At 72.7% G+C, this 20,747-nt stretch carries 18 protein-coding genes; 13 read left to right on the top strand and 5 right to left on the bottom strand.

The window, feature by feature from the left end; all coding sequences use genetic code 11:
* Positions 1–63 precede the first annotated feature (63 nt).
* Both ABZ783_RS16150 and ABZ783_RS16145 read right to left on the bottom strand, forming a co-directional pair.
* Positions 64–513 (bottom strand): hypothetical protein, encoded by a 450-nt coding sequence (locus tag ABZ783_RS16150; RefSeq protein ID WP_357438380.1) that lies wholly within the window; start codon positions 511–513, stop codon positions 64–66.
* Between the two features lie 193 nt (positions 514–706).
* Positions 707–3,085, bottom strand: coding sequence for a M28 family peptidase (locus ABZ783_RS16145; RefSeq protein WP_357438377.1), 2,379 nt, complete (start codon positions 3,083–3,085; stop codon positions 707–709).
* 276 nt (positions 3,086–3,361) lie between these two features.
* On the opposite strand from ABZ783_RS16145, the gene ABZ783_RS16140 reads away from it, so the two are divergent.
* The 7 genes from ABZ783_RS16140 to ABZ783_RS16110 all read left to right on the top strand — a co-directional run bounded on the left by ABZ783_RS16140 (position 3,362) and on the right by ABZ783_RS16110 (position 12,002).
* Complete coding sequence (locus ABZ783_RS16140) at positions 3,362–4,522, top strand: fused response regulator/phosphatase (protein ID WP_357438374.1); 1,161 nt, start codon at positions 3,362–3,364, stop codon at positions 4,520–4,522.
* The gene (locus ABZ783_RS16135; RefSeq protein ID WP_357438371.1) at positions 4,519–6,255 is read left to right on the top strand and encodes an ATP-binding protein; all 1,737 of its coding nucleotides are present in this window, start codon (positions 4,519–4,521) and stop codon (positions 6,253–6,255) included. Before ABZ783_RS16140 ends, ABZ783_RS16135 begins: the two co-directional genes overlap by 4 nt.
* Positions 6,252–6,704 (top strand): response regulator, encoded by a 453-nt coding sequence (locus ABZ783_RS16130; RefSeq protein WP_357438367.1) that lies wholly within the window; start codon positions 6,252–6,254, stop codon positions 6,702–6,704. The genes ABZ783_RS16135 and ABZ783_RS16130 overlap by 4 nt, the downstream gene beginning before the upstream one ends.
* Entirely contained in the window at positions 6,697–7,506 is an 810-nt protein-coding gene (locus tag ABZ783_RS16125) for an inositol monophosphatase (protein WP_357438365.1), read from the top strand. The genes ABZ783_RS16130 and ABZ783_RS16125 overlap by 8 nt, the downstream gene beginning before the upstream one ends.
* Before the next feature lie 252 nt (positions 7,507–7,758).
* On the top strand, positions 7,759–8,748 hold the full coding sequence (locus ABZ783_RS16120; RefSeq protein ID WP_357438532.1) for a hypothetical protein: 990 nt from the start codon (positions 7,759–7,761) through the stop codon (positions 8,746–8,748).
* Positions 8,749–8,784: 36 nt separating this feature from the next.
* The gene (locus ABZ783_RS16115) at positions 8,785–10,338 is read left to right on the top strand and encodes a fused MFS/spermidine synthase (protein WP_357438363.1); all 1,554 of its coding nucleotides are present in this window, start codon (positions 8,785–8,787) and stop codon (positions 10,336–10,338) included.
* Positions 10,339–10,409: 71 nt separating this feature from the next.
* Complete coding sequence (locus ABZ783_RS16110) at positions 10,410–12,002, top strand: serine/threonine-protein kinase (RefSeq protein WP_357438360.1); 1,593 nt, start codon at positions 10,410–10,412, stop codon at positions 12,000–12,002.
* A gap of 71 nt (positions 12,003–12,073) precedes the next feature.
* On the opposite strand, the gene ABZ783_RS16105 is transcribed toward ABZ783_RS16110, so the two are convergent.
* Together ABZ783_RS16105 and ABZ783_RS16100 are read right to left on the bottom strand one after the other, a co-directional pair.
* Complete coding sequence (locus ABZ783_RS16105; RefSeq protein ID WP_357438357.1) at positions 12,074–12,742, bottom strand: TrkA family potassium uptake protein; 669 nt, start codon at positions 12,740–12,742, stop codon at positions 12,074–12,076.
* Positions 12,732–14,066 (bottom strand): potassium transporter TrkG, encoded by a 1,335-nt coding sequence (locus tag ABZ783_RS16100; protein ID WP_357438354.1) that lies wholly within the window; start codon positions 14,064–14,066, stop codon positions 12,732–12,734. The genes ABZ783_RS16105 and ABZ783_RS16100 overlap by 11 nt, the downstream gene beginning before the upstream one ends.
* 106 nt (positions 14,067–14,172) lie before the next feature.
* Here ABZ783_RS16100 and ABZ783_RS16095 point away from each other — a divergent pair, with 106 nt between their 5' ends.
* Positions 14,173–15,288: a glycerophosphodiester phosphodiesterase gene (locus ABZ783_RS16095; protein WP_357438352.1), complete on the top strand. Its 1,116-nt coding sequence runs from the start codon at positions 14,173–14,175 to the stop codon at positions 15,286–15,288.
* A 321-nt stretch (positions 15,289–15,609) separates the two neighbouring features.
* Here the strand turns inward: ABZ783_RS16095 and ABZ783_RS16090 are convergent, their stop codons facing one another.
* On the bottom strand, positions 15,610–15,798 hold the full coding sequence (locus ABZ783_RS16090; protein WP_357438349.1) for a GntR family transcriptional regulator: 189 nt from the start codon (positions 15,796–15,798) through the stop codon (positions 15,610–15,612).
* Positions 15,799–15,955: 157 nt separating this feature from the next.
* On the opposite strand from ABZ783_RS16090, the gene ABZ783_RS16085 reads away from it, so the two are divergent.
* From ABZ783_RS16085 to ABZ783_RS16065, 5 genes are read left to right on the top strand one after another with little or no spacing between them, the layout of a single operon-like run.
* Positions 15,956–17,158 carry a substrate-binding domain-containing protein gene (locus tag ABZ783_RS16085; protein WP_357438347.1) on the top strand — a complete coding sequence of 401 codons (1,203 nt, stop codon included), beginning with the start codon at positions 15,956–15,958 and terminating at the stop codon, positions 17,156–17,158.
* A gap of 3 nt (positions 17,159–17,161) precedes the next feature.
* Entirely contained in the window at positions 17,162–17,905 is a 744-nt protein-coding gene (locus ABZ783_RS16080; protein ID WP_357438345.1) for an ABC transporter ATP-binding protein, read from the top strand.
* Positions 17,902–18,687, top strand: coding sequence for an ABC transporter ATP-binding protein (locus ABZ783_RS16075; RefSeq protein ID WP_357438342.1), 786 nt, complete (start codon positions 17,902–17,904; stop codon positions 18,685–18,687). The genes ABZ783_RS16080 and ABZ783_RS16075 overlap by 4 nt, the downstream gene beginning before the upstream one ends.
* Complete coding sequence (locus ABZ783_RS16070; RefSeq protein ID WP_357438339.1) at positions 18,684–19,574, top strand: branched-chain amino acid ABC transporter permease; 891 nt, start codon at positions 18,684–18,686, stop codon at positions 19,572–19,574. The genes ABZ783_RS16075 and ABZ783_RS16070 overlap by 4 nt, the downstream gene beginning before the upstream one ends.
* Positions 19,571–20,686: a branched-chain amino acid ABC transporter permease gene (locus ABZ783_RS16065; RefSeq protein WP_357438337.1), complete on the top strand. Its 1,116-nt coding sequence runs from the start codon at positions 19,571–19,573 to the stop codon at positions 20,684–20,686. The genes ABZ783_RS16070 and ABZ783_RS16065 overlap by 4 nt, the downstream gene beginning before the upstream one ends.
* The last annotated feature ends 61 nt before the right edge of the window (positions 20,687–20,747 follow it).

Genomic DNA, 20,747 nt, shown 5'->3' with positions numbered 1-20,747 from the left:
CTAGTTGCCACGCCCTGCGGGTCCGGATTCGGGACCGGCGGGCGTCAGGTCGGGCTGTGACGGTCAGGAGACCGCGGCCTTCATCAGCTCGACGATCTTCTGCTCCACCACGGGGCTCCACTGCTGGAGCGCGTACGACACCGGCCACATGTCCCCGTCGTCAAGGTTGGCCGCGTCCTGGAATTCCAGGGTCGAGTAGCGGGAGTTGAACTTGCCCGAGTTCTTGAAGGCGACGACGACCTTGCCGTCCGCGTTCGCGTAGGCGGGCATCCCGTACCAGGTCTTCGGCGACAGCTCCGGGGCGGCGGTGGTCACCGCCATGTGCACGCGCTCGGCGAGCTCACGATCCTCCGGCGCCATCTTCGCGATGCTGTCGAGGGCCGCCTGGAGATCGTCGGCCTTCTTGGCGCCCTTCTTGCCCTCGGCGCGCAGCTCGGCGGCGCGCTCCTTCATCGCGGCGCGCTCCTCGGCGCTGAAGCCGGCGGACTCGGTCTGGGTGTTCTTCGCGGGCATTTCCGGGCTGCCTTTCGACGCTCAAGGCTCGGCGCGCTGCCGGCCATAAGGAAGGCTAGGCGCGGCGACAGCCTGGCGCTTCTTGATTCCTGATCGGATCGGGGCCAGCCGAGGCGGCCCGTACCTGCCGTTCGTCGGCGGACGGCCGGAGCCCGGGCGGGCCGCTTTCCGGGTCCCGGCCGCCCGGTCCGCGTCACAGGGGATACGTGCGGGCCACCGCCAGCATCTCGGAGCTGTGCGAGCCGACCACGCCGACATCGGGTGGGCGGGGCCGGAACCCGGGTACGCCGGCCAGGCCGTCGCTGGCGTCCATGACCCGTAGCAGCGGCCGGTGTCCGGGCGCCATCACCAGGGTGATCTCCACGCCCTCCGGTGGCGGCGCATGGAACACCATGCCGAAGCCCCACGGGTGATCCCTGGTGTACCGGCCGACGTCCAGCGCTACCCCGTCGACGGTCGACGACTCCACCACGGTCGTCGAGTCCACGTGCAGCGAGAGCAGGCGGACCGGCCGTTGCGGCGTCACCCGGACCCGCAGGGTGCGCCGCTCCCCGACGGTGGTGTCGGAGAGCACCTGCAACTTCGGGGCGGGCAGGTCGGCCGCCCGCGCCGGGCCGCTGCGCAGCCTGGCGTCGCCCAGCGCGGGGAAGTCGTCGGCCGCGGAAGCCGTCCCGTCGAGGTACCCGGCGGTCCAGGGCTGCGGCTCGTCCTCGCGGCTGAGCCACCGGGCCTCGCCGGTACCGGCGTCCAGGGCGTACATCAGGTGGGTGGGCACGGGGTGGGCGGCGTCGAAGCGGTCCACGGCCAGGCCGACCCCGGCGAGCACCACGGCGGCGAGCCCGGCGGCGGCCGCCGGCAGCGGGGCGAGCCGGCGGGCCCGCAGCGCCAGCAGGCCGCGCTGGCCGCCGGCCTGCGGGTGCAGCAGGTCGACCACCGGCAGCGCGGCCAGGCCGAGCAGCACCGCGAACAGCGCCGCCACCCCGCCCATCGCCATGCCGAGCGCCGGGAAGAGCAGCACCACGGTGGGGAGCAGGATCACCACGGCGACCGCGCCGGCCAGGGTCACCGCGACCACCGGCCCGGGACCGTCCAGCCGGGTGGCCAGCGCCGCCAGCCCGGCGAGCGCGCCGGCCAGCGCGGGCAGGGTGGCGAGGTACGCGCCACCCGGAACCAGCACGGCGAGCAGCACCCCGAACAGGGCCAGCCAGGCCAGCCCGCCGAACGCGAGGGCGGCCGGGCCGACCCACCGGCGGGTCAGCGCGTACCAGGTGAACAGGACCGCTGCGGCGAGCGCCACCACGGCGAGCCGGTACCAGACCGGCCGGTACGGGTCGAGCAGTTCAACGTAACCGGGGCGGATCTTGGTGATCGCGGCCCAGAGCAGCCACGCGCCCAGCGGGGCCACGACGACGGGCACGAGGGCCAGCCCGACGCCGGCGGCGAGCCGGCCGGTGGTGGCCCGGCCGCGCCGGCGCAGCAGCCAGCCGAGCAGGCCGACCGCGACCAGGGCGAGCAGCGCCAGTGGCAGGGTGAGCCAGCCGGGATAGCGAACCAGGCCGCCCGGGACCGGGAAGTAGGTCGCGTCGTGGTCGGCGTGCAGCGTGGTCAGGTCGGTCCGGCCGAACTCGCGGGCCAGCCCGAGCGCGTTGTCGCCGTGCATCTGGAGGCTGCCCCGGTCCAGCACCGCCGGGACGTCCAGCGGCGTGTGGTAGATCGCGCCGCCGTCGATGTACGCCGAGTTCAGCCCGACGAAGTTGTGGTCGAGGAAGGCGGTGAAGTCGGTGTCGTTCGGCAGCGCCCGGTAGATCTCCACGGCGAACGAGGTGCCCACCGGGTGCGGGGCGGCCCGGCCGAAGACGTCCACCAACTTCGCGTTGTCCCGGGACGTCTCGAACATGATCACCGGACCGGTGGAGCCGCGCGCCTCCAGGTTGAGCACCACACCGCCGTCGGCGGCCAGCGGGTGGCTGCCGGCGAACGCCGAGGCGCCGCAGAGGCACGCCTCCTCCGCGTCGGCGAGCACGAACACGATGTCGTTGCGCGGGCGCGGGCCGGCGGTCAGCGCCCGGGCCACCTCCAGGATGCTGGCGGTGCCGGCGGCGTCGTCGTTGCCGCCCGGGCCGGACTGCACCGAGTCGTAGTGCGCCACCAGGAACACCCGCCCGGTGGAGGCGGTGCCGGGCAGCCGGGCCACCACGTTGCGCACCCGGGCCACGGTCGCCCCGCCGGCGGCCCCGCTGAGCTGCCCGGCCTCCGGGGCGACGGTGTCCTGCACCGTGGTCTCCAGGCCGAGGCCGCGCAGCACCCCCACCAGGTGCTCGCGGACCTGGTCGTTGGCCGGGCTCCCGGCCACGTGCGGCCGGGCCGCGACGACCTTGACGTGCTCGTATGCCCGGTCGGCGCTGAACTGGTCCGCCGGGGCGGTGGCGGGGCGGGGCGCCGGGGTGGCCAGGTCGACGAGGACGCCCGCGCCGACGGCCAGCAGTGCCGCGAGCGCCGCGGCGGCGGCGAGCAGCCGGCGGCGCGGCCGGGCCAGCGCCCGGTCGGCCGCCCGGGTGGGGGGTACGCCCACGGGAACTCCTCGGGGTGGTCGGGGTGGGATCATCCTGCCCCCCGGCGGACCGTGGCGACACTCCCCACCTGGGCTGCCGCCGGTGGGCGCTCCAGTCGTGTTGTGTGCGACCGTGGTCTGAGACAGGATCAGCAGGGCACTCGGAAGGAGTCCGACATCACCAGCGAACTCCCGCGTCTCGCGGCGGTGACCCGGCCGCACCGGGGGCCCGGCCTGCCCGGGGCCTCCGTCGCGCCCGGGGCCGTTCCGCAGGGTGGTTTCGGGCATCACGCCAACGTGCCGCCCGGTGAGCGGCTGCGGGTGTTGCTGGTCGAGGACGACGAGGGCGACGCGTTCCTGGTCGGCGAGCTGCTCGCCGAGACCAACGCCAACATCGACCTGCTGGTCGCCGCCAGCCTCAGCGAGGCCCGGCAGCGGATGACCGGGGTGGACTGCGTGCTGCTCGACCTCGGCCTTCCCGACGCGCAGGGCCTGGACGGGCTGCGCCGGGTGGTGGAGATGGCCAGCGGGGCGGCGGTCTGCGTGCTCACCGGCCGTTCCGACGAGCACCTGGGTATCGTGGCGGTCGCCGAGGGCGCCCAGGACTATCTGGTCAAGGGCCAGGTGGACGGGGTCCTGCTGGCCCGCGCCCTGCGCTACGCGGTGGAACGCAAGCGGGCCGACGAGAACGCCCGTCGGCTCCGCGAGGTGGAGCTGCGCCAGGCCGAGTCCGCCCGCCTGGAGCGGGGTCTGCTGCCGCAGCCGCTGATGACCACCGACCAGGTGTCGGTGCACACCTTCTACCGTCCTGGCCGGCACGCCGCGCTGATCGGCGGCGACTTCTACGACGTGGTGCAGACCCGGCCGGACCGGATCGACCTGATCGTCGGCGACGTCTGCGGCCACGGCGTGGACGAGGCCGCCCTCGGCGTCGAGCTCCGGGTGGCCTGGCGGGCCCTCGTGCTGGCCGGGGTGCCGGACGACGAGGTGCTGCCCGCCCTGGAGCAGGTGTTGATGAGCGAGCGCCGGCTCCAGGAGATCTTCGCCACGGTGGCGACCACCCGGCTCGACCTGGCGGCCGACCGGGCCACTGTGCGGCTCGCCGGGCATCCGCCGCCGCTGCTGCTCAGCGGGGGCAAGGTCGCCCCCGTGCCGGCCCGGGGCGGCCTGCTGCTCGGGGTACGACCGCGCCCGCCCGTGGCCTTCGACCTGGAGTTCGACACCGATGACTGGTCCCTGCTGATGTACACCGACGGCCTCATCGAGGGTCGGGTGGGCGCTGGCGACGATCGGCTCGACGTGCCCGGCCTCACCGACCTGCTCGCCGACCCCGCCAACCAGGCGGTGTCCCTGCCCGAGTTGCCCGGGTGGCTGGTCGGCCGGGCCGAGCAGCTCAACGGCGGTCCGCTCGCCGACGACGTCGCCATGCTGCTGGTCACCCGGGGCGATGGCCGGTGACGGCGTACCGGGAGGGCTGGACCCTGCGGCGCCGGGTGGTCGCGCTGCTCGGCGTGGTCCTGCTGCTGCTGCTCGGACTGGCCGCGGCGGAGGCGCTGGTCGCCGAGAAGAACCGGCAGAACATCGACGCCGTCCTGGTCAAGACCGCTCCGCTCCAGTTGCAGAGCCAGGAGCTGATGAGCGCCCTGCTCGACCAGGAGGCAGCTGTCCGCGGATACGCGGTGAACGGCGACCGCAAGGACCTCACCCCGTACGACTCGGGCCGGAAGCGGGAACGCGACACCGTCGCCTCGATGCAGCGGTTGGCCACCGACTACCCGGACGTGCGGCGCGAGCTGGCGGTGGTCGAGCAGCGGGCGGCGCGGTGGCGGGCGGACGTCGCCGAGCCGGTGATCAGCACGATCGAGCGCAGTGGCCCGGCGGCGGGGCAGGCGCTGGTCACCGACCAGAGCCGGCAGCAGTTCGACGGCGTCCGGGCCGCGGTCGACCAGCTCCAGGACGAGATCGGCCTGGTCCGGCAGCAGACCGCCGAGCGGGTCAGCAGCACCAGCAACGTGCTGGTCGTGCTGCTGATCGCCGCGGCCCTGGTGGTGGCGGTGGCCGGTGCACTGCTGCTGCTCTCGCTCGACCGGATCCTGATCCGGCCACTGGCCGCCCTGGCGGGCCAGGTACGCGAGGTCGCCGCCGGCGACTACCGGCACCACATCGAGGGGTCCGGGCCGCCGGAGTTCCGCCGTCTCGCCGAGGACGTCGACGGCATGCGGCAGAAGATCGCCCAGGAGCTGGACGAGGTACGCCAGGCCCGCGAGCGCATCGAGTGGGTCAACAGCCAGCTCCAGAAGCAGGCCGAGGAGCTGACCCGGTCCAACCGCGACCTGGAGCAGTTCGCGTACGTCGCCTCGCACGACCTGCAGGAGCCGCTGCGCAAGGTGGCCAGCTTCTGCCAGCTCCTTCAGCGGCGCTACGCGGGCCAGCTCGACGAGCGCGCCGACCAGTACATCGCGTTCGCCGTCGACGGCGCGCAGCGGATGCAGCGGCTGATCAACGACCTGCTCGCGTTCTCCCGGATCGGCCGCCTCACCACCGGCTTCACCGAGGTCGACCTGAACAAGGTGATGGGCGACGTGGCCGCCCAGACCGAGGCCGCCCGCCAGTTCGCCGACGCCGAGCTGACCTGGGACGAGCTGCCGGTGATCCGCGGCGAGGAGCCGTTGCTGACCAACCTGCTGGCCAACCTGGTCAGCAACTCGATCAAGTTCCGCCGCCCGGACGCGCCGCCGAAGGTGCACGTGTCGGCCCGGCTGGTCGGCGACGAGTGGGAGATCAGCTGCCAGGACAACGGCATCGGGATCGAGCCGGAGTTCGCCGACAAGATCTTCGTCATCTTCCAGCGGCTGCACTCCAAGGACGCGTACCCGGGCACCGGCATCGGCCTGGCCATCGTCAAGAAGATCGTGGAGTACCACGGCGGCCGGGTCTGGGTGGACACCGGCACCGAGGAGGGCACCGCGATCCGGTTCACCCTGCCCGCGCCGCCGGCCGACGTCGAGGCGGCGCCGGCGACGGACGGGGACGAGCCGGCGGCCGGTGAGGAGTCGACCGGGGACCCGGCGGCAACCGGGGACGGTGCGGAGGCGCCCGTCGGCCGGCAGCCGGACGCGGGACCGGGGGAGACGACCCAGGGCGCGGTCCGGGACGGTACAACGGGTGGCATGAAGGAGACGGTGGGATGACGGCGCCGGCAGACGGCAGGAGCCCGATCGAGGTCCTGCTGGTCGAGGACGACCCGGGTGACGTGCTGATGACCCAGGAGGCGTTCGAGGAGCACAAGCTCCGCAACCGCCTCACCGTGGTCTCGGACGGCGCCGAGGCGCTCGCCTACCTGCGCCGCGAGGGCCGGTACGCGGACGCGGTGACCCCCGACCTGATCCTGCTCGACCTCAACCTGCCCCGCCGGGACGGCCGGGAGGTGCTGGCGGAGATCAAGAAGGACGAGCAGCTCTGCCGGATCCCGGTCGTGGTGCTCACCACCTCTCAGGCCGACGAGGACATCCTGCGCAGCTACCAGCTGCACGCCAACGCCTACGTGACCAAGCCGGTGGACTTCGAGCGCTTCATCTCGGTGGTCCGCCAGATCGACGAGTTCTTCGTCACCGTGGTCAAGCTGCCGCCGCGTGGCTGAGCCGCTGCTGGAGGACGTCGGCGACCTGCTGCGGAAGGCCGCAGCCGAGGTCGTGGTGCCGATGTTCCGCCGGCTCGACGACGCCGACATCTCCGAGAAGGCGCCGGGCGAGGTGGTCACCGTCGCCGACCGCCAGGCGGAGGAGCTGATCTCCGCCGGGCTGCGGCGGCTGCGCCCCGGCTCGGTGGTGGTCGGCGAGGAGGCGGTCGCCGAGGACCCGGACCTGCTGCGGCACCTGCGCGGTGCCGGCGACGTCTGGGTGGTCGACCCGATCGACGGCACTGCCAACTTCGCCGCCGGCCGACGCCCGTTCGCCCTGATGGTGGCGCTGCTGACCGACGGCCTGCCGGCGGCGTCCTGGGTGTACGACCCGCTGGCCGGGACCATGGCGGCCGGCCGGGCCGGCGCGGGCACCCGGCTGGACGGCACGCCGGTCCGGATCAGCCGGTCGGCACCGGAGGTCGGTGCCCTGCGGGGCACCGCGATGACCCGGTTCCTGCCGCCAAAGGCCCGGCGGACCGTGGAGGCGGGCGGCGAGCGGTTGGGTGAGCTGCTGCCCGGGCAGCACTGCGCCGGGCGCGAATACCTCGACATGCTCACCGGCGCGCAGCAGTTCGTCCTCTTCTGGCGCACCCTGCCCTGGGACCACGCGCCCGGCACCCTGCTGGTACGCGGGGCCGGCGGGGTGGCCCGCCGCTTCGACGGGACCGACTACCACCCGGCGGACGGCGGCCGGGGCCTGCTGGTCGCGGCCAGCGAGGAGATCTGGGACGAGGTCCGGGCGGCGCTGCTGGGTGGCTGAGCCCCGTTCTGTCGCGGTCCGCGACAGGGTCGGCACCATGCGTCGACGATCCGTGTCGTCCGAGGTCGGGGGCCTGGCGTGGCGCGCGTGGTCCGGTATCGTGACCGGCGGCCTCCGCCAGCAGGCCGCCGTCCGTGGCCGGCGGAGCCGCCGCCGCGCAGCGGTCAACCGGGGGTCGGCGGTCGACGGAAGGACGCTCTCGTGCCCAGGACCAGGCTCATCCGGCGGCGCGCCGGCCGGCCGTTGCTCGCCCTGCTCGCCGCGGCGGCCCTGCTGCTCGGCGCCGGCCTCGCCCCGGCTGGGCCCGCCGCCGCCGCGCCCAGCCCGAGCGCGCCCGACGAGGGCGGCAGCAAGCAGCTCCGGGCGGCCCTGGAGGCGGCGGCGAAGGGTCACATCGAGGCCCAGGCCCGCCTCGACAACTCCAAGCGCCGGCAGGTCGCGCTGAATGGGCAGCTCAAGCAGATCGAGCTACGCCTGGTCGAGTTGAAGGCGCAGGTGGGTGAGGTGGCCGCGCATTCGTACCGGGTGGGCCGGCTGACCCCGGTGTCGGCGCTGCTGGCCAGCACCGATCCGGACTCGTTCCTGCAGCGCGCCGCCGAGCTGGACGTGATGGCCCAGCGGGACAGCCGACGGCTGCGGGACCTGCACGAGGCGCAGGCCGAGGCCACCCGGGCCAAGCTGGCCCTCGACGCCGAGGTCCGCGAGCAGCAGAAGCAGTTGGCGATTCTGGCGAAGAAGAAGCGGGACGCCGAGATCGCGCTGGCCAAGGTCAGCTCCGGCAGCAGCCGCGGGTTCAGCGGCGGCTCCGGGTCGGCCAAGCCCGCCCCGCGCAACCCCGACGGCTCGTGGCCGCCGGAGTCCTGCTCGGTGAACGACCCGACGCCGGCCGACGGCTGCATCACCCCACGCACGTTGCACATGCTCCAGCAGGCCAAGGCGGCCGGCTACAAGCGGTACGTCTCCTGCCACCGCAGCGGTGGCGGGGGTGAGCACCCGAAGGGGCGGGCGTGCGACTTCTCCGCCGCCAGCGGCGGCTTCGAGAACGTCTCGGCCACCGGCGGCGACAAGGCGTACGGGGACAGCCTCGCCAGCTACCTCAAGAACAACGCGAGCAAGCTCGGCGTCATGTACGTGATCTGGTACCGGCAGATCTGGATGCCGAACACCGGCTGGCGGTCGTACAGCGGCGGGGGCAGTCCGGCCGCCGACCATACAAACCATGTTCATGTCTCGATGTACTGACCCTGGTTGCCTGGAACGCTGCGTAGCATCGCCACGGTGAGCAGCACATCGTCCGACGTCGAGGCGGAGCCGGCCCCGAGCGCGCCGGCCCCGCCCCGGGCCCTGCCGAACGGGCTCGCCGCGTTTCTCGTCTTCCTCTCCAGCGGGGCCGTGCTGGTCCTGGAGACCGTCTCGCTGCGCCTGGTCGGCCCGTACGTCGGGGTGACTCTCCAGGTGACCAGCTCGGTCATCGGCATGGCGCTGGGCGCCATCGCGTACGGGGCGTGGATGGGCGGGTGGCTGGCCGACCGGCGGGACCCGCGCACCCTGCTCGCCCCGGCGCTGGTGCTGGCGGGCATCGCCACCGCGGTCACCCTCCCCGTCGTCCGGTACGCCGGCGAGGCGCTGCGCGGCGGCGCGGCGAGCGGGGTCCTCCTGCTGACCGCGCTGGCGGTGCTGGTGCCGGCCGCGCTGCTGGCCGGGGTGACCCCGCTGGTGGTCAAGCTCCAGCTCGCCGACCTGCGACGGACCGGGCAGGTGGTCGGCCGGCTCTCCGGCATCGGCACGCTGGGCGGGATCACCGCCACCCTGGTCACCGGCTTCGTGCTGGTGGCGGCGCTGTCCAGCACGGTGATCGTGCTCGGGCTGGCGGCGGTGCTGGGGGTGACCGGGCTGGCGCTCGGGGCGTACCTGCGCCGGCGGGCCGGGACCGGGCTGCCCGCCCCGACCCGGGTCAAGGCCACCCTGGCGGTGCTCGGCCTGGCCGCGGCGGGCCTCTCCGCGGTCGCCCCGAACCCGTGCGACGTGGAGACGGCGTACCACTGCGCGAAGGTGGAGACCGACTCGCAGTGGACGCAGGGGCGCGTCCTCTACCTCAACTCGGCCGAGCACTCGTACGTGGACCTGGCCGACCCGACCCACCTGAAATACGCGTACACCCAGTGGATCGGCCTGGTCGCCGACCTGGCCGCGCCGGCCGGGCAGCGGCTCGACGCCCTGCACCTCGGCGGCGGCGGCTTCACCATGCCGCGTTACCTCGCCGCGACCCGGCCGGGCACCGACAACCTGGTCTTCGAGATCGACGGCGGGCTGGTCGACCTGGACCGGCGGGAGTTGGGCGTGCGCACCGGACCGCAGTTGCAGGCCCGGGTCGGGGACGCCCGGGTGCTGCTCGGCGCCGAGCGCACCGACAGCCGCGACTTCATCGTCGGCGATGCCTTCGGGCACCTGGTCGTGCCCTGGCACCTGGCCACCCGGGAGATGGCCGCGGAGGTCCGCCGGGTGCTCCGGCCCGGCGGGATCTACGTGCAGAACGTCATCGACGTGCCGCCGGGCCGGTTCATCCGGGCCGAGCTGGCCACCGTCCGGGCCGAGTTCCGGCACGTCGCGCTGATCGCTCCGCCCTGGGGCATCGAGGGGCGGTCCGGTGCGAACTTCCTCATCGTCGCCTCGGACGCGCCGCTGCCGCTGGCCGGCGCCCTGTCCCGGCTGGGCATGCTGCCCGAGCCGGCCAGCCTGCTGTCTGGGGACGAGCTGACCGGGTACGTCGGCGACGCGCTGGTGCTGACCGACGACTACGCCCCGGTGGACCAGCTCTTGGCGACCGCCTGAACGGGTGACTTTCCTGACCGATTCCGACCCTTCAGGTGTACGGCGGTCCGCTCCGGGCAACAGGACCGACCATGGGTGCAGCGGTGAGGGGCGGCGCGCAGCTGCTGGGTGAGCGGTACCGGCTGGTCGAGCAGCTCGGTGCGGGAGGCATGTCGGTGGTCTGGCGCGGCTACGACGAGGTGCTCGGTCGGCAGGTCGCGGTCAAGGTGCTCGCCTCCCGGCTCGCCAGCGACAAGGCGTTCCGGCACCGGATCCGGATCGAGGCGCAGGCCGCCGCCCGGCTCTGCCACCCCAACATCACCAACGTGTACGACTACGGCGAGTCGGATCAGGCCGGGCTGACCGTGCCGTACGTGGTGATGGAACTGGTCGACGGCGGCCCGCTCAGCGCCCGGCTCGGCCGCGGCGGGCAGCTGCCCTGGCGGGAGGCGGTGACCATCGGCGCGGAGGTGGCGTCGGCGCTGGCCACCGCGCACGCCCGGGGCGTGGTCCACCGGGACGTGACCCCCGGCAACGTCATGCTCACCTCGACCGGGGTGAAGGTCGTCGACTTCGGCATCTCGGCGCTGGCCGGGGAGAGCGAGCAGGGCCCGGACGGCGCCCTGCTCGGCACGCCCGCGTACCTGGCTCCGGAGCGGCTGAACAACGGCCAGGTCTCCCCGGCCACCGACGTGTACGCGGTCGGTCTGCTGCTGTACCGGATGCTCACCGGCCGGCTGCCCTGGCAGGCCAGCACCACCACCCAGATGCTCCGGGCGCACATGTACCACGATCCGGAGCCGATGCCGCCGGTGCTGGGACTGCCCGACGAGGTGGCGCAGCTGGTCCGGCAGTGCCTCGCCAAGCGCTGCGCGGATCGGCCGGCGACCGCCGAGGTGGCCCGTACGCTCGCCGAGGCGGCCGGCATCGCGGCGATCGTGCCGGTCTCGCCGGCGGTCGGCCAGGTCGATCCGACGCTGGTGGAGAACGCCGGGACCACCATCCTGCCCTGGTCGGCGGAGACCGACGCGCTGCCCTTCTCCGCCGTCCGCACCCGTACCCGGGCCGCCGCGCGCAGGCGCAGGGTGGAGGCCGGGGTGGCCGCCGCCGGCCTGGTCGCGGTCACCGCCACCCTGTGGGGGATGACCTCGAAGAGCTCGGCCAGCGGCGGCGTCGAGCCGGCCCAGGCCCGGATGGAACTGCCGCAGTCGATCCCCTGCGCGGTCGACTACACGCTGCGGCGGGACTCCGGAAAGGACTTCACCGCGGAGCTGACCCTGACCAACACCGGTAACCGGGAGCTGCGCGGCTGGACGATGAGCTTCACCTTCCCGGGCCGGCAGACCGTGACGAGCGCCCAGCCGGCGGTCCACCAGCAGGGGCGGACCGTGCAGCTCCAGGCACCGGCCAGCGACCCGGCGCTGGCGCCGGGCGCGTCCCGGAAGATCTCGCTGACCGGTCGCTACACGGGCGGCAACCTGCTGCCGGTGGAGTTCAAGGTCGGCGACAGCACCTGCGGCGTGCAGGTCTCCGGGGTGGCCGGCTCAGTGCCGACCACCGCCCCGGCCCGCACGACGGCCCCGAAACCGCCCCCGAAAGCGAGCACGGCGAAGAGTAGCGGCAGCCGGGCCAACCCCGAGAAACATGGCAAGGGCAAGGGGGACGGCAAGGGAAAAGGCGACTGACCGAGGGAAAGGGGGACCACGGCGGCAAGGACCAGGACCGGGGCAAGGTCAAGGCCAAGCAGAAGTGATGCTCAGCCGAGCGCGGCGAAGCGCTGCACCTGGCTGATGCTGCCCTCCACGACGAGCACGCTGTCCGGTTGCAGCACCGTGTCCGGGCCGGCGTAGCGGAACGGCTCGCCGGGCAGTTTCGCGCCGACCACCATCACCCCGTACCGGTCCGCCGGGGTCAGCTCCCGCAACGGCCGCCCGACCATCGTCCGCGGTACGCGTACCTTGGCGATCGCGAAGTCATCGCCGAACTCGACGAAGTCGAGCATTTTGCTGACGATCAGGTGCGCGACCCGCTCGCCGGTCTCCGCCTCCGGAAAGATCACGTGATGCGCCCCCACCGAGCTGAGGATCTTCGCGTGCTTCTCCGAGGTGGCCCGGGCCCAGATCTGCGGGATGCCCAGCTCGGTCAGGGCCAGCACGGTCAGCACGCTCGCCTCCACCGAGGCGCCGATGGCGACCACCACCCGCCGGAAGTCCGCCACGCCGATCTGGCGCAGCACGTTCTCCTCGGTGGAGTCCGCCTGCACCACCCGGTCCAGCCGCGCCGACCAGCGCTGGACCCGCTCCGGGCCGCGGTCGATGGCCAGCACGTCGTGATCGAGGTGGGCCAGCGAGCCGGCCAGCCGCGAGCCGAACCGGCCGAGGCCGATCACCGCGATGCCGCTGTCGTCCGTCTTCCTAGCCGACAATGGGTTGCTCCTCCGGGTAGCGGTACTGGCGTCGTCGGGTGTTCAACGCGATCGCCGACCCGAGGGTGAGCGGGCCGATCCGACCGATGTACATGAGCGCGGTCAGCAGGTACTGCCCGGGTTCCTTCAGCTGCGCGGCGAGCCCGGTGGTCAGGCCGGTGGTGCTGAACGCGGACGTGACGTCGAAGAGCGCGGTGTAGTAGCGGACGTGCTTGGTCGTCGCGATCACCACGACCGTGCCGGCGACGACCAGCGCCACGCTGATCAGCGCCACGGTCAACGCCTGCCGCTGGCTGGCGGTGGCGACCCGTCGGCCTCCCACCGTCACGTCCGGTTCGCCGCGCAGCTCGGCCCAGATGACGAAGGCGAGCAGGAAGAAGGTGGACACCTTGATCCCACCGGCTGTGCTGGCGCTGCCGCCGCCGATGAACATCAGGACGATCAGCAGCGGGTAGCTCTCCTCGCTCAGCCGATCGATGTGGATCACGTCGAAGCCGCCGGTGCGGCTCAGCGCGATCTGGGTGAACGCGGACAGGATCTTTCCCCGCGCATCGAAGGTGCCGATGGTGGCGGGATTGCGCCACTCGGCGAACAGCAGGGCGCCGAAGCCGAGCGCGATCAGCGTCAGGGTGCCCCAGATCGTCAGCTTGGTGGCGATCGCCCAGCCCTTCGGCCGCCGTCGCTCCCGGACCGCTTCGAAGATCGCCGGGAAGCCCAGCCCGCCGATGATCGCGCCCAGCCCCAGCGGCAGCGCCACCCAGGGGTCGCGGGAGAAGGCGACCAGCCCGTCGGAGTAGAGGCTGAAGCCGGCGTTGTTGAACGCCTGGATGGAGTGGAAGGTGGCGTACCAGAGGGCCCGCCACGGGGGGTAGCCGTAGGTCAGCCAGAGCCGGCCGGTGATCACCGCCGTCATCACCGCCTCGGTGACGAGGACCGTCGCCGCGATCCGGGTCAGCAGCCGCCGGACGTCGCCGACGCCGAACTCGGCGGTCTCGGCCTGCACCAGCAGCCGGTTGCGCAGGCCGAGTTGGCGGGAGACCACCAGGATCACCAGCGCCGCGACGGTCAGGATGCCCAGGCCGCCAAGCTGCGTCAGCACGGTGATCATCGCTAGGCCGAAGCCGTTCCAGTAGTTCGGGGTGTCGTTGACGGCCATGCCGGTGACCGACACCGCCGAGGTGGCGGTGAACAGCGCCGTGAGGAACGGGGTGTACCGGTGGTGGCTGGTGGCCCAGGGCAGCATCAGCAGGCCGGTGCCGAGCAGGATGGCCGCCAGGAACCCGAACGGCACCAGCCGCACGGGGTTACGGAGCAGACGGCGCACCAGGTCATCTTCCGTCCGGACATTCACCGGCAGGTCAGGAAACGACCAACTGCCGGCCAACCGCGACCGGTCTGCTGTGCGTACCCATCGACGACAGGAGACGGTGTTGCGACGTACCCTTTCCGCCCTCGGCGTGGCCGGCACGCTGCTCGCGGCGGCCGTGGCGGTGCCGGCCGTGGCCGCCCAGGCCCGGCCCGAGGCCGCCGCCGACCAGCCCCGAGGGGCCCACCGCCCCATCGTGATCGCCCACCGCGGCGCGAGCGGCTACCGGCCCGAGCACACCCTGGAGGCCTACCGGCTGGCCGTCCGGATGGGCGCCGACTACATCGAGCCTGATCTCGTCTCGACGAAGGACGGCGTGCTGGTCGCCCGGCACGAGAACGAGATCTCCGGTACGACCGACGTGGCCGCCCACCCCGAGTTCGCCGCCCGCAAGGCGACGAAGACCATCGACGGGGCGCAGGTCACCGGTTGGTTCACCGAGGACTTCACCATGGCCGAGTTGAAGACGCTGCGGGCCAAGGAGCGGCTGCCCCAGGTGCGGGTGGCCAACACCGCGTTCGACGGGAAGTTCGAGGTGCCGACCTTCCAGGAGGTCATCGACCTGGCCCGGGCCGAGTCGAAGGCGCGGGGCCGGACCATCGGCGTCTACCCGGAGACCAAGCACCCCAGCTACTTCACCTCGATCGGGCTCCCGCTGGAGGAGCCGCTGGTCGCGGTGCTCGAAGCCAACAAGCTGACCCACCGCAACGACCCGGTCTTCATCCAGAGCTTCGAGACGGCCAACCTGCGCAAGCTGGACCGCATGATCGACGTACGGCTGGTGCAGTTGATGGACGCGGCCGGCCGCCCGTACGACTTCACCGCCGCCGGCGACCCGCGCAGCTACGCCGACCTGGCCTCGGCTTCCGGCCTGGCCTGGGTGGCCCGGTATGCCGACGGCGTCGGCCTGCACAAGAACCTGATCGTGCCCCGGGACGCGGCCGGCAAGCTGCTCGCCCCGACCACGGTGATCCGGGACGCGCACCAGGTGAAGCTGCTGGTGCACGCCTGGACGTTCCGCGCGGAGAACCAGTTCCTCCCGGTCGACTACCGGATCGGCACCGACCCGAATGCCCGCGGTGACATCACGTCCGAGTACGAGCTGTTCTTCGGCCTCGGCCTGGACGGCGCCTTCGCCGACCAGCCGGACACCGCCGTGGCGGCCCGCGCCGGCCGGTAGACGGTGTCCGCGCCGGGGGCCTCGGGGCCCCGGCGCGGCGCTCCCGCGATGTGGGGTGCCCGGCGGTTTCCGGGCACCCCACGTGCTGTTTCTCCGGCTGTTTCCTCTGGGCGCGGCGCAGTCGTGGGCGGCCTGGCCGGGCGCCGGGCGGCCGGGCGAGAGTGCTCCCGTTCGACGCTACGAACTTGATGACGTGAATGGATCGGCGAACCGGGCGGAGGTTGCGCTCATCGGTTCCTTTAGCTGATGGCGCGAACGATTCAGGCGCGGCCCAGCGTGCCTGAATCGTTTACGACATCAAGTCTGTAGGGAGTGCGGACCCTACTGCCCGGGGCGCTCGGCGACATAGGTGCCACGACCGGGGTGGCCGATGATCAGTTCCCGATCGTGCAGCAGCGAGAGGGCCCGCGAGGCGGTGTTCATGTGGACGCCGTAAGCCTCGGCCAGACCCGGCTCCGCGATGGCGGGGTGCGACACACCGGCCGGCGCCTCGATGGCGGCGGCGGCCATCCGGAGTCGACGAGGTTACGCGAGGATGTCGGGGGTTGTTACGCGGGGCCATCCCACCCCGATCACTTGTGTGTTTCGACCACATAGCTCGTGGGTGACGTCACTTCTAGCGTGAGCCGACAACTGACGTTCCCCCCTGTCCTCACCTGGAGTCGCAATGACGATCCGGCACACGCGACGGGTGTTCCTTTCCGCCGCCACGATGATGGCGGCCGCGGTGGCCGTCACGGCGTGTGGCAGCCCGCAGGACACCGCCTCCGGCGGCGGCGAAACCGCCCCGGTCAAGGTCGGGCTGGTGTATTCCCAGTCCGGGCCGCTCGCCAGCTACGGGAAGCAGTACATCGAGGGTTTCAAGGCCGGCCTCGACTTCGCCACCAAGGGCACCGGCAAGGTCGGCGACCGGAAGATCGAACTCACCGAGGTCGACGACGCGGGTGACCCCGCGAAGGCGGTCTCCGCGGCCAAGGACCTGATCGGCAAGGGCGCGAAGATCATTGCCGGCTCCACCTCCTCCGGCGTGGCACTCCAGGTCGCCCCGATCGCCGCGCAGAACAAGGTGCTCTTCATCTCCGGTCCGGCCGCCACCGACGCGGTGACCGGGGCGAACAAGTACACGTTCCGGTCGGGCCGGCAGTCCTACCAGGACGTGGTGACCGCCAAGTCCTTCATCGGCGACGCCACCGGCAAGAAGGTGGTCGTGTTCGCCCAGGACGGTGCCTTCGGTGACGCGAACGAGGCCGCCGTCAAGGCGGTGATCGGCGGTGCCGGCGCGACCGTGAGCAGCGTCCGGGCCCCGGCGAGCGCCACCGAGTTCACCCCGTTCGCCAGCCAGATCAAGGCCGCCAAGCCGGACCTGCTCTTCGTCGCGTGGGCCGGCACGACCGCTCCCGCCATGTGGCAGACGCTCGACCAGCAGGGCGTACTCGCCGCCACCACGGTCGTCACCGGCCTGGACATCCGCGCCTCCTGGCCGACCTTCGGCGCGGCTGGCAGCAAGATCTCCTTCCTGTCGCACTACTTCGACGGGGCCAGCGACACCGAGGCGGCCAAGGCGGCCAAGGCCAAGATCCCGGGCGGCACCCTCGACCTGTTCCACCCGGACGGCTTCGCCGCCGCCCAGATGGTGGTCCGCGCCGCGCAGGAGGGTGGCGACGACGTCGACAAGATGATCAAGGCGCTGGAGGGCTGGCAGTTCGACAGTGTCAAGGGCCAGATGACCATCCGGCCCGAGGACCACGCGCTGCTCCAGCCGATGTACCAGGCCAAGCTGTCGGGCAGCGGCACCGCGTACACGGCGACCGCGCAGAAGACCCTCACCGGTGACGAGACGGCGCCGCCGGTCACCCAGATGAAGGGCTGATCCGTGCTCGCCACCCGCGGTCTGACCTGGCGGATCGGTGAGGTCGCGATCGTCGACAGCGTCTACCTCGACCTCGCGCCCGGCGAGTTCCTCGGCGTGATCGGGCCGAACGGCGCCGGCAAGACCTCCCTGTTCAACCTGATCACCGGCCTGCGCCGGCCCACCGAGGGGCGGATCCTGCTGGACGGAGAGGACGTCACCGCCCTCCCGCCGCACCGGCGGGCGCGCCTCGGGCTGGGGCGCACCTTCCAGGCGTCCTCGGTGTTCGGCTCGCTGACGGTGCGGGAGAACGTCCGGCTCGCCGTACAGGCGCACCGGGGTGGCTCGATGAAGCTGTGGCGGCGGGCGGCGGCCGACCGGGAGGTGGCCGCCGCCGCCGACGCGGCGCTCGACCGGGTCGGCCTCGCCCACCGGGGTACGGCGCTCGCCGGCGCCCTGGCCCACGGCGAGAAGCGCAAGCTGGAGATCGCCCTGCTGCTCGCCGGGGAGCCCCGGGTGATGCTGCTCGACGAGCCGATGGCCGGGGTCAGCGCCGAGGACGTGCCCGAACTGGTCGCCGTCATCAAGTCGTTGACCGGCGACAGCGGGCGGTCGGTGCTCATGGTGGAGCACCACATGGACGTGATCCTGGAACTGGCCGACCGGATCGCCGTGATGCACCACGGGGCGCTGCTGGCCTGCGACACCCCGGACACGGTGATGGCCAACGCCACCGTGCAGGAGGCGTACCTGGGGGAATCGCTATGAGTGAGCCTGTCCTCAGCGTCCAGAACCTGTCGGTGCGGATCGCCGGGCTGCACATCCTCCAAGGGGTGTCGTTCGAGGTCGCGCCGACCGGGGTGACCGTGCTGCTCGGCCGCAACGGGGTCGGCAAGACGACCACGTTGCGCGCGATCGTCGGGCTGACGCCCCGCAACGGCGAGGTGCGCGGCACGATCCGGATGGGCGCGCGCAGCCTGCTCGCCCGCCCCACCCACCGGCTGGTCCGCGACGGCCTCGGCTACGTGCCGGAGGACCGCTGCGTCTTCGCCGGCCTCACCGTCGCGGAGAACCTGCGGCTCGCCGAACGGCGGGGCACCACCCCGGCGTACGACAAGGTCTTCGCCCTCTTTCCCGAGCTGGACCGGCGCGGCCGGCAACGGGCCGGCTCGCTCTCCGGCGGGCAGCAGCAGATGCTCGCCATCGGTCGGGTGCTGCTCAACGACAACCGGCTGCTGCTGATCGACGAGCCGACCAAGGGGTTGGCGCCGAAGGTGGTGACCGAGGTGGCTGAGGTGCTGGAACGGGTGGCGGAATCCGTGCCGGTGCTGCTGGTGGAGCAGAACCTGGCGGTGGTCCGGCGGCTGGCCAGGGACGCGGTGGTGCTCTCCACCGGCAAGGTGGCCTGGACCGGCGATGCGCAGGAACTGCTGCTGGAGACCGCGCTGACCAAGTCGCTGCTGGGCGTCGGCTCGGAGGTCACGGGGAGCGCGAGGAGCGAGCCGGGTCCGCGGGCCGCGCAGTCGCGAACGAAGGATGGCATCGCGTGAGCACGGTGATCCTGTTGGCGCTGACCGGGCTCGGCCTGGCGGCGCTCTACTTCCTGGTGGCCTCCGGCCTCTCCCTGGTCTTCGGCCTGGCCGACGTGCTCAACTTCGCGCACGGCCTGTTCCTCGGCGGCGGCGCGTACGCGACCTGGTGGGCGGCGGGCAACCTGCCCGGCGCCGGGCCGGGCGGCTTCGGGTTCGTGGTGGCGGTCGCCTTCGGCGTGCTCGCCGGGGCGATGGTGGCGGTGCTGGTCGAGCTGGTGCTGATCCGACCGCTCTACTCCCGCACCATCGAGCAGGTGCTGGTCACGGTCGGCCTGTCGCTGGCCGGGGTGGCACTGCTCCAGGCCACCTGGGGCGCCGACCCGCGGCCGTTCCCGCGCCCCGCGTGGACCCGTGAGGTGACTTCGATCCTCGGCGCGAACGTGCCGAACGCCGGGCTGCTGCTGATCATCGCCGCGGTGCTGGTGCTCGGCGGTCTGCTCGCCTTCCTCCGGTTCACCAGGTACGGCCTGATCATCCGGGCCGGCGTGGAGAACCGGGAGATGGTGACCGCGCTCGGCATCGACGTACGTAAGGCGTTCACCCTGGTCTTCGCGATCGGCGGGGCGGCCGCCGCGCTGGCCGGCGCGCTCGGCGGGGTCTACTTCGGCACCGTCTCGCCCGGGCAGGGCGGCTCGCTGCTGATCTTCGCGTTCATCGTGGTGGTCATCGGTGGGATGGGCTCGGTGGTCGGGTCCGCGTACGCGGCGGTCGCGGTCGGGCTGCTGCAACAGTTCGTCAACTACTACGGCACGTCCGGGCTGGGCGACCTCTGCGTCGTCGGGCTGCTCGCCGTGGTGCTGCTGCTGCGTCCGCAGGGCCTGGCCGGAAAGGTGGCTCACGCATGACCGAGGTGAAGAGTCCCGAGGTCGCGGCGCCGCCCGCAGCGGTGCCCGACGAGCTGACCCCCGGGCACTCCCGCTGGCTCGGGCTGCGCCCGTACGCGCCGCTGGCCGCCCTGGTGGTGGCGGCGATCCTGCCGTACTCGACGCTGAACCTGCCGGGCATCTTCGAGGGGCCGCTGAACTCGCCGGGCACCCTGCAACTGCTCGCCATCTGTCTGGTGTTCGGCGGCCTCGCGGCGGGCTACGACCTGCTCTTCGGGCGGACCGGGATGCTCTCCTTCGGGCACGCCCTCTACTTCGCCGCCGGCGTGTACGGCACCGACATCCTGATCACCCGGTTCGGGCTGCCGCTGTGGCAGGCCGCGCTGTTCACCGTCGTCGGCGGGGCGATCCTCGCCGCGCTGCTCGGGGCGGTCGCGCTGCGCACCGTGGGGATCGCGTTCGCCATGGTGACGCTGGCCTTCGCCCAGGTCGGGGCGATCCTGGTGGCCCGCGACTTCGGCGGCCTCACCGGCGGCGAGGAGGGGCTGCCGCTGGACGTGTCCGGGCTGCCGTCCGCGCTGGTCGGGGTCGCCAACACGGTGAACCTCTACTGGCTGGCGCTGGCGTACCTGGCCCTCGTGGTCTTCGTGGTGCACCGGGTGAGCGGCTCGCCCACCGGCCGGGTGCTGGCCGGGCTGCGCGACGACGAGCGCCGGATCGGGGTGCTGGGGCTCGACCCGTACCGCTTCAAGCTGGTCGCGTTCACCCTGGCCGGCGGGCTGGCGACGGCGGGCGGGGTGGTCTACTGCCTGATCGTGGGCGGTGCGAGCCCGCACGTCACGTCGTCCGAGCTGACCCTGTCGCTGCTGGTCATGGTGGTGCTCGGCGGTCCGGGCACCCGGTGGGGTCCGGTGCTGGGCGGCATCCTCTACATGTACCTGGACCACCGGCTGACCGCCTTCGGCACCAGCGACGCGGTGAACAGCCTCCCGGCGTTCCTCAGCCACCCGCTGTCCCAGCCGCTCTTCGTCCTCGGCACCGTCTTCATCCTGGCCGTCTACTTCTTCCCCGGCGGCCTGGCCAGCCTCCGATCCCGCCTAACCCCGGTGCTGGCCGCCCTCCGCCGCCACTGACCCCCACCTCCCGGGCCCTCGAGTTGATCAAGAGGGTTGCGTCAGGATTCCGCCGTAGGAT

Origin of the sequence: Micromonospora sp. NPDC047738, from assembly GCF_040642675.1 — a bacterium.
Taxonomy (GTDB): Bacteria; Actinomycetota; Actinomycetes; order Mycobacteriales; family Micromonosporaceae; genus Micromonospora.
This window is presented reverse-complemented; position numbering and strand designations above follow the sequence as displayed.

Bases quoted from the DNA above. Each gene is read 5' to 3' on its own strand.
- ABZ783_RS16110 (WP_357438360.1), top strand. From the start codon at position 10,410: ATGGGTGCAGCGGTGAGGGGCGGCGCGCAGCTGCTGGGTGAGCGGTAC.
- ABZ783_RS16150 (WP_357438380.1), bottom strand. From the start codon at position 513: ATGCCCGCGAAGAACACCCAGACCGAGTCCGCCGGCTTCAGCGCCGAG.
- ABZ783_RS16065 (WP_357438337.1), top strand. From the start codon at position 19,571: ATGACCGAGGTGAAGAGTCCCGAGGTCGCGGCGCCGCCCGCAGCGGTG.
- ABZ783_RS16085 (WP_357438347.1), top strand. From the start codon at position 15,956: ATGACGATCCGGCACACGCGACGGGTGTTCCTTTCCGCCGCCACGATG.
- ABZ783_RS16075 (WP_357438342.1), top strand. From the start codon at position 17,902: ATGAGTGAGCCTGTCCTCAGCGTCCAGAACCTGTCGGTGCGGATCGCC.
- ABZ783_RS16130 (WP_357438367.1), top strand. From the start codon at position 6,252: ATGACGGCGCCGGCAGACGGCAGGAGCCCGATCGAGGTCCTGCTGGTC.
- ABZ783_RS16090 (WP_357438349.1), bottom strand. From the start codon at position 15,798: ATGGCCGCCGCCGCCATCGAGGCGCCGGCCGGTGTGTCGCACCCCGCC.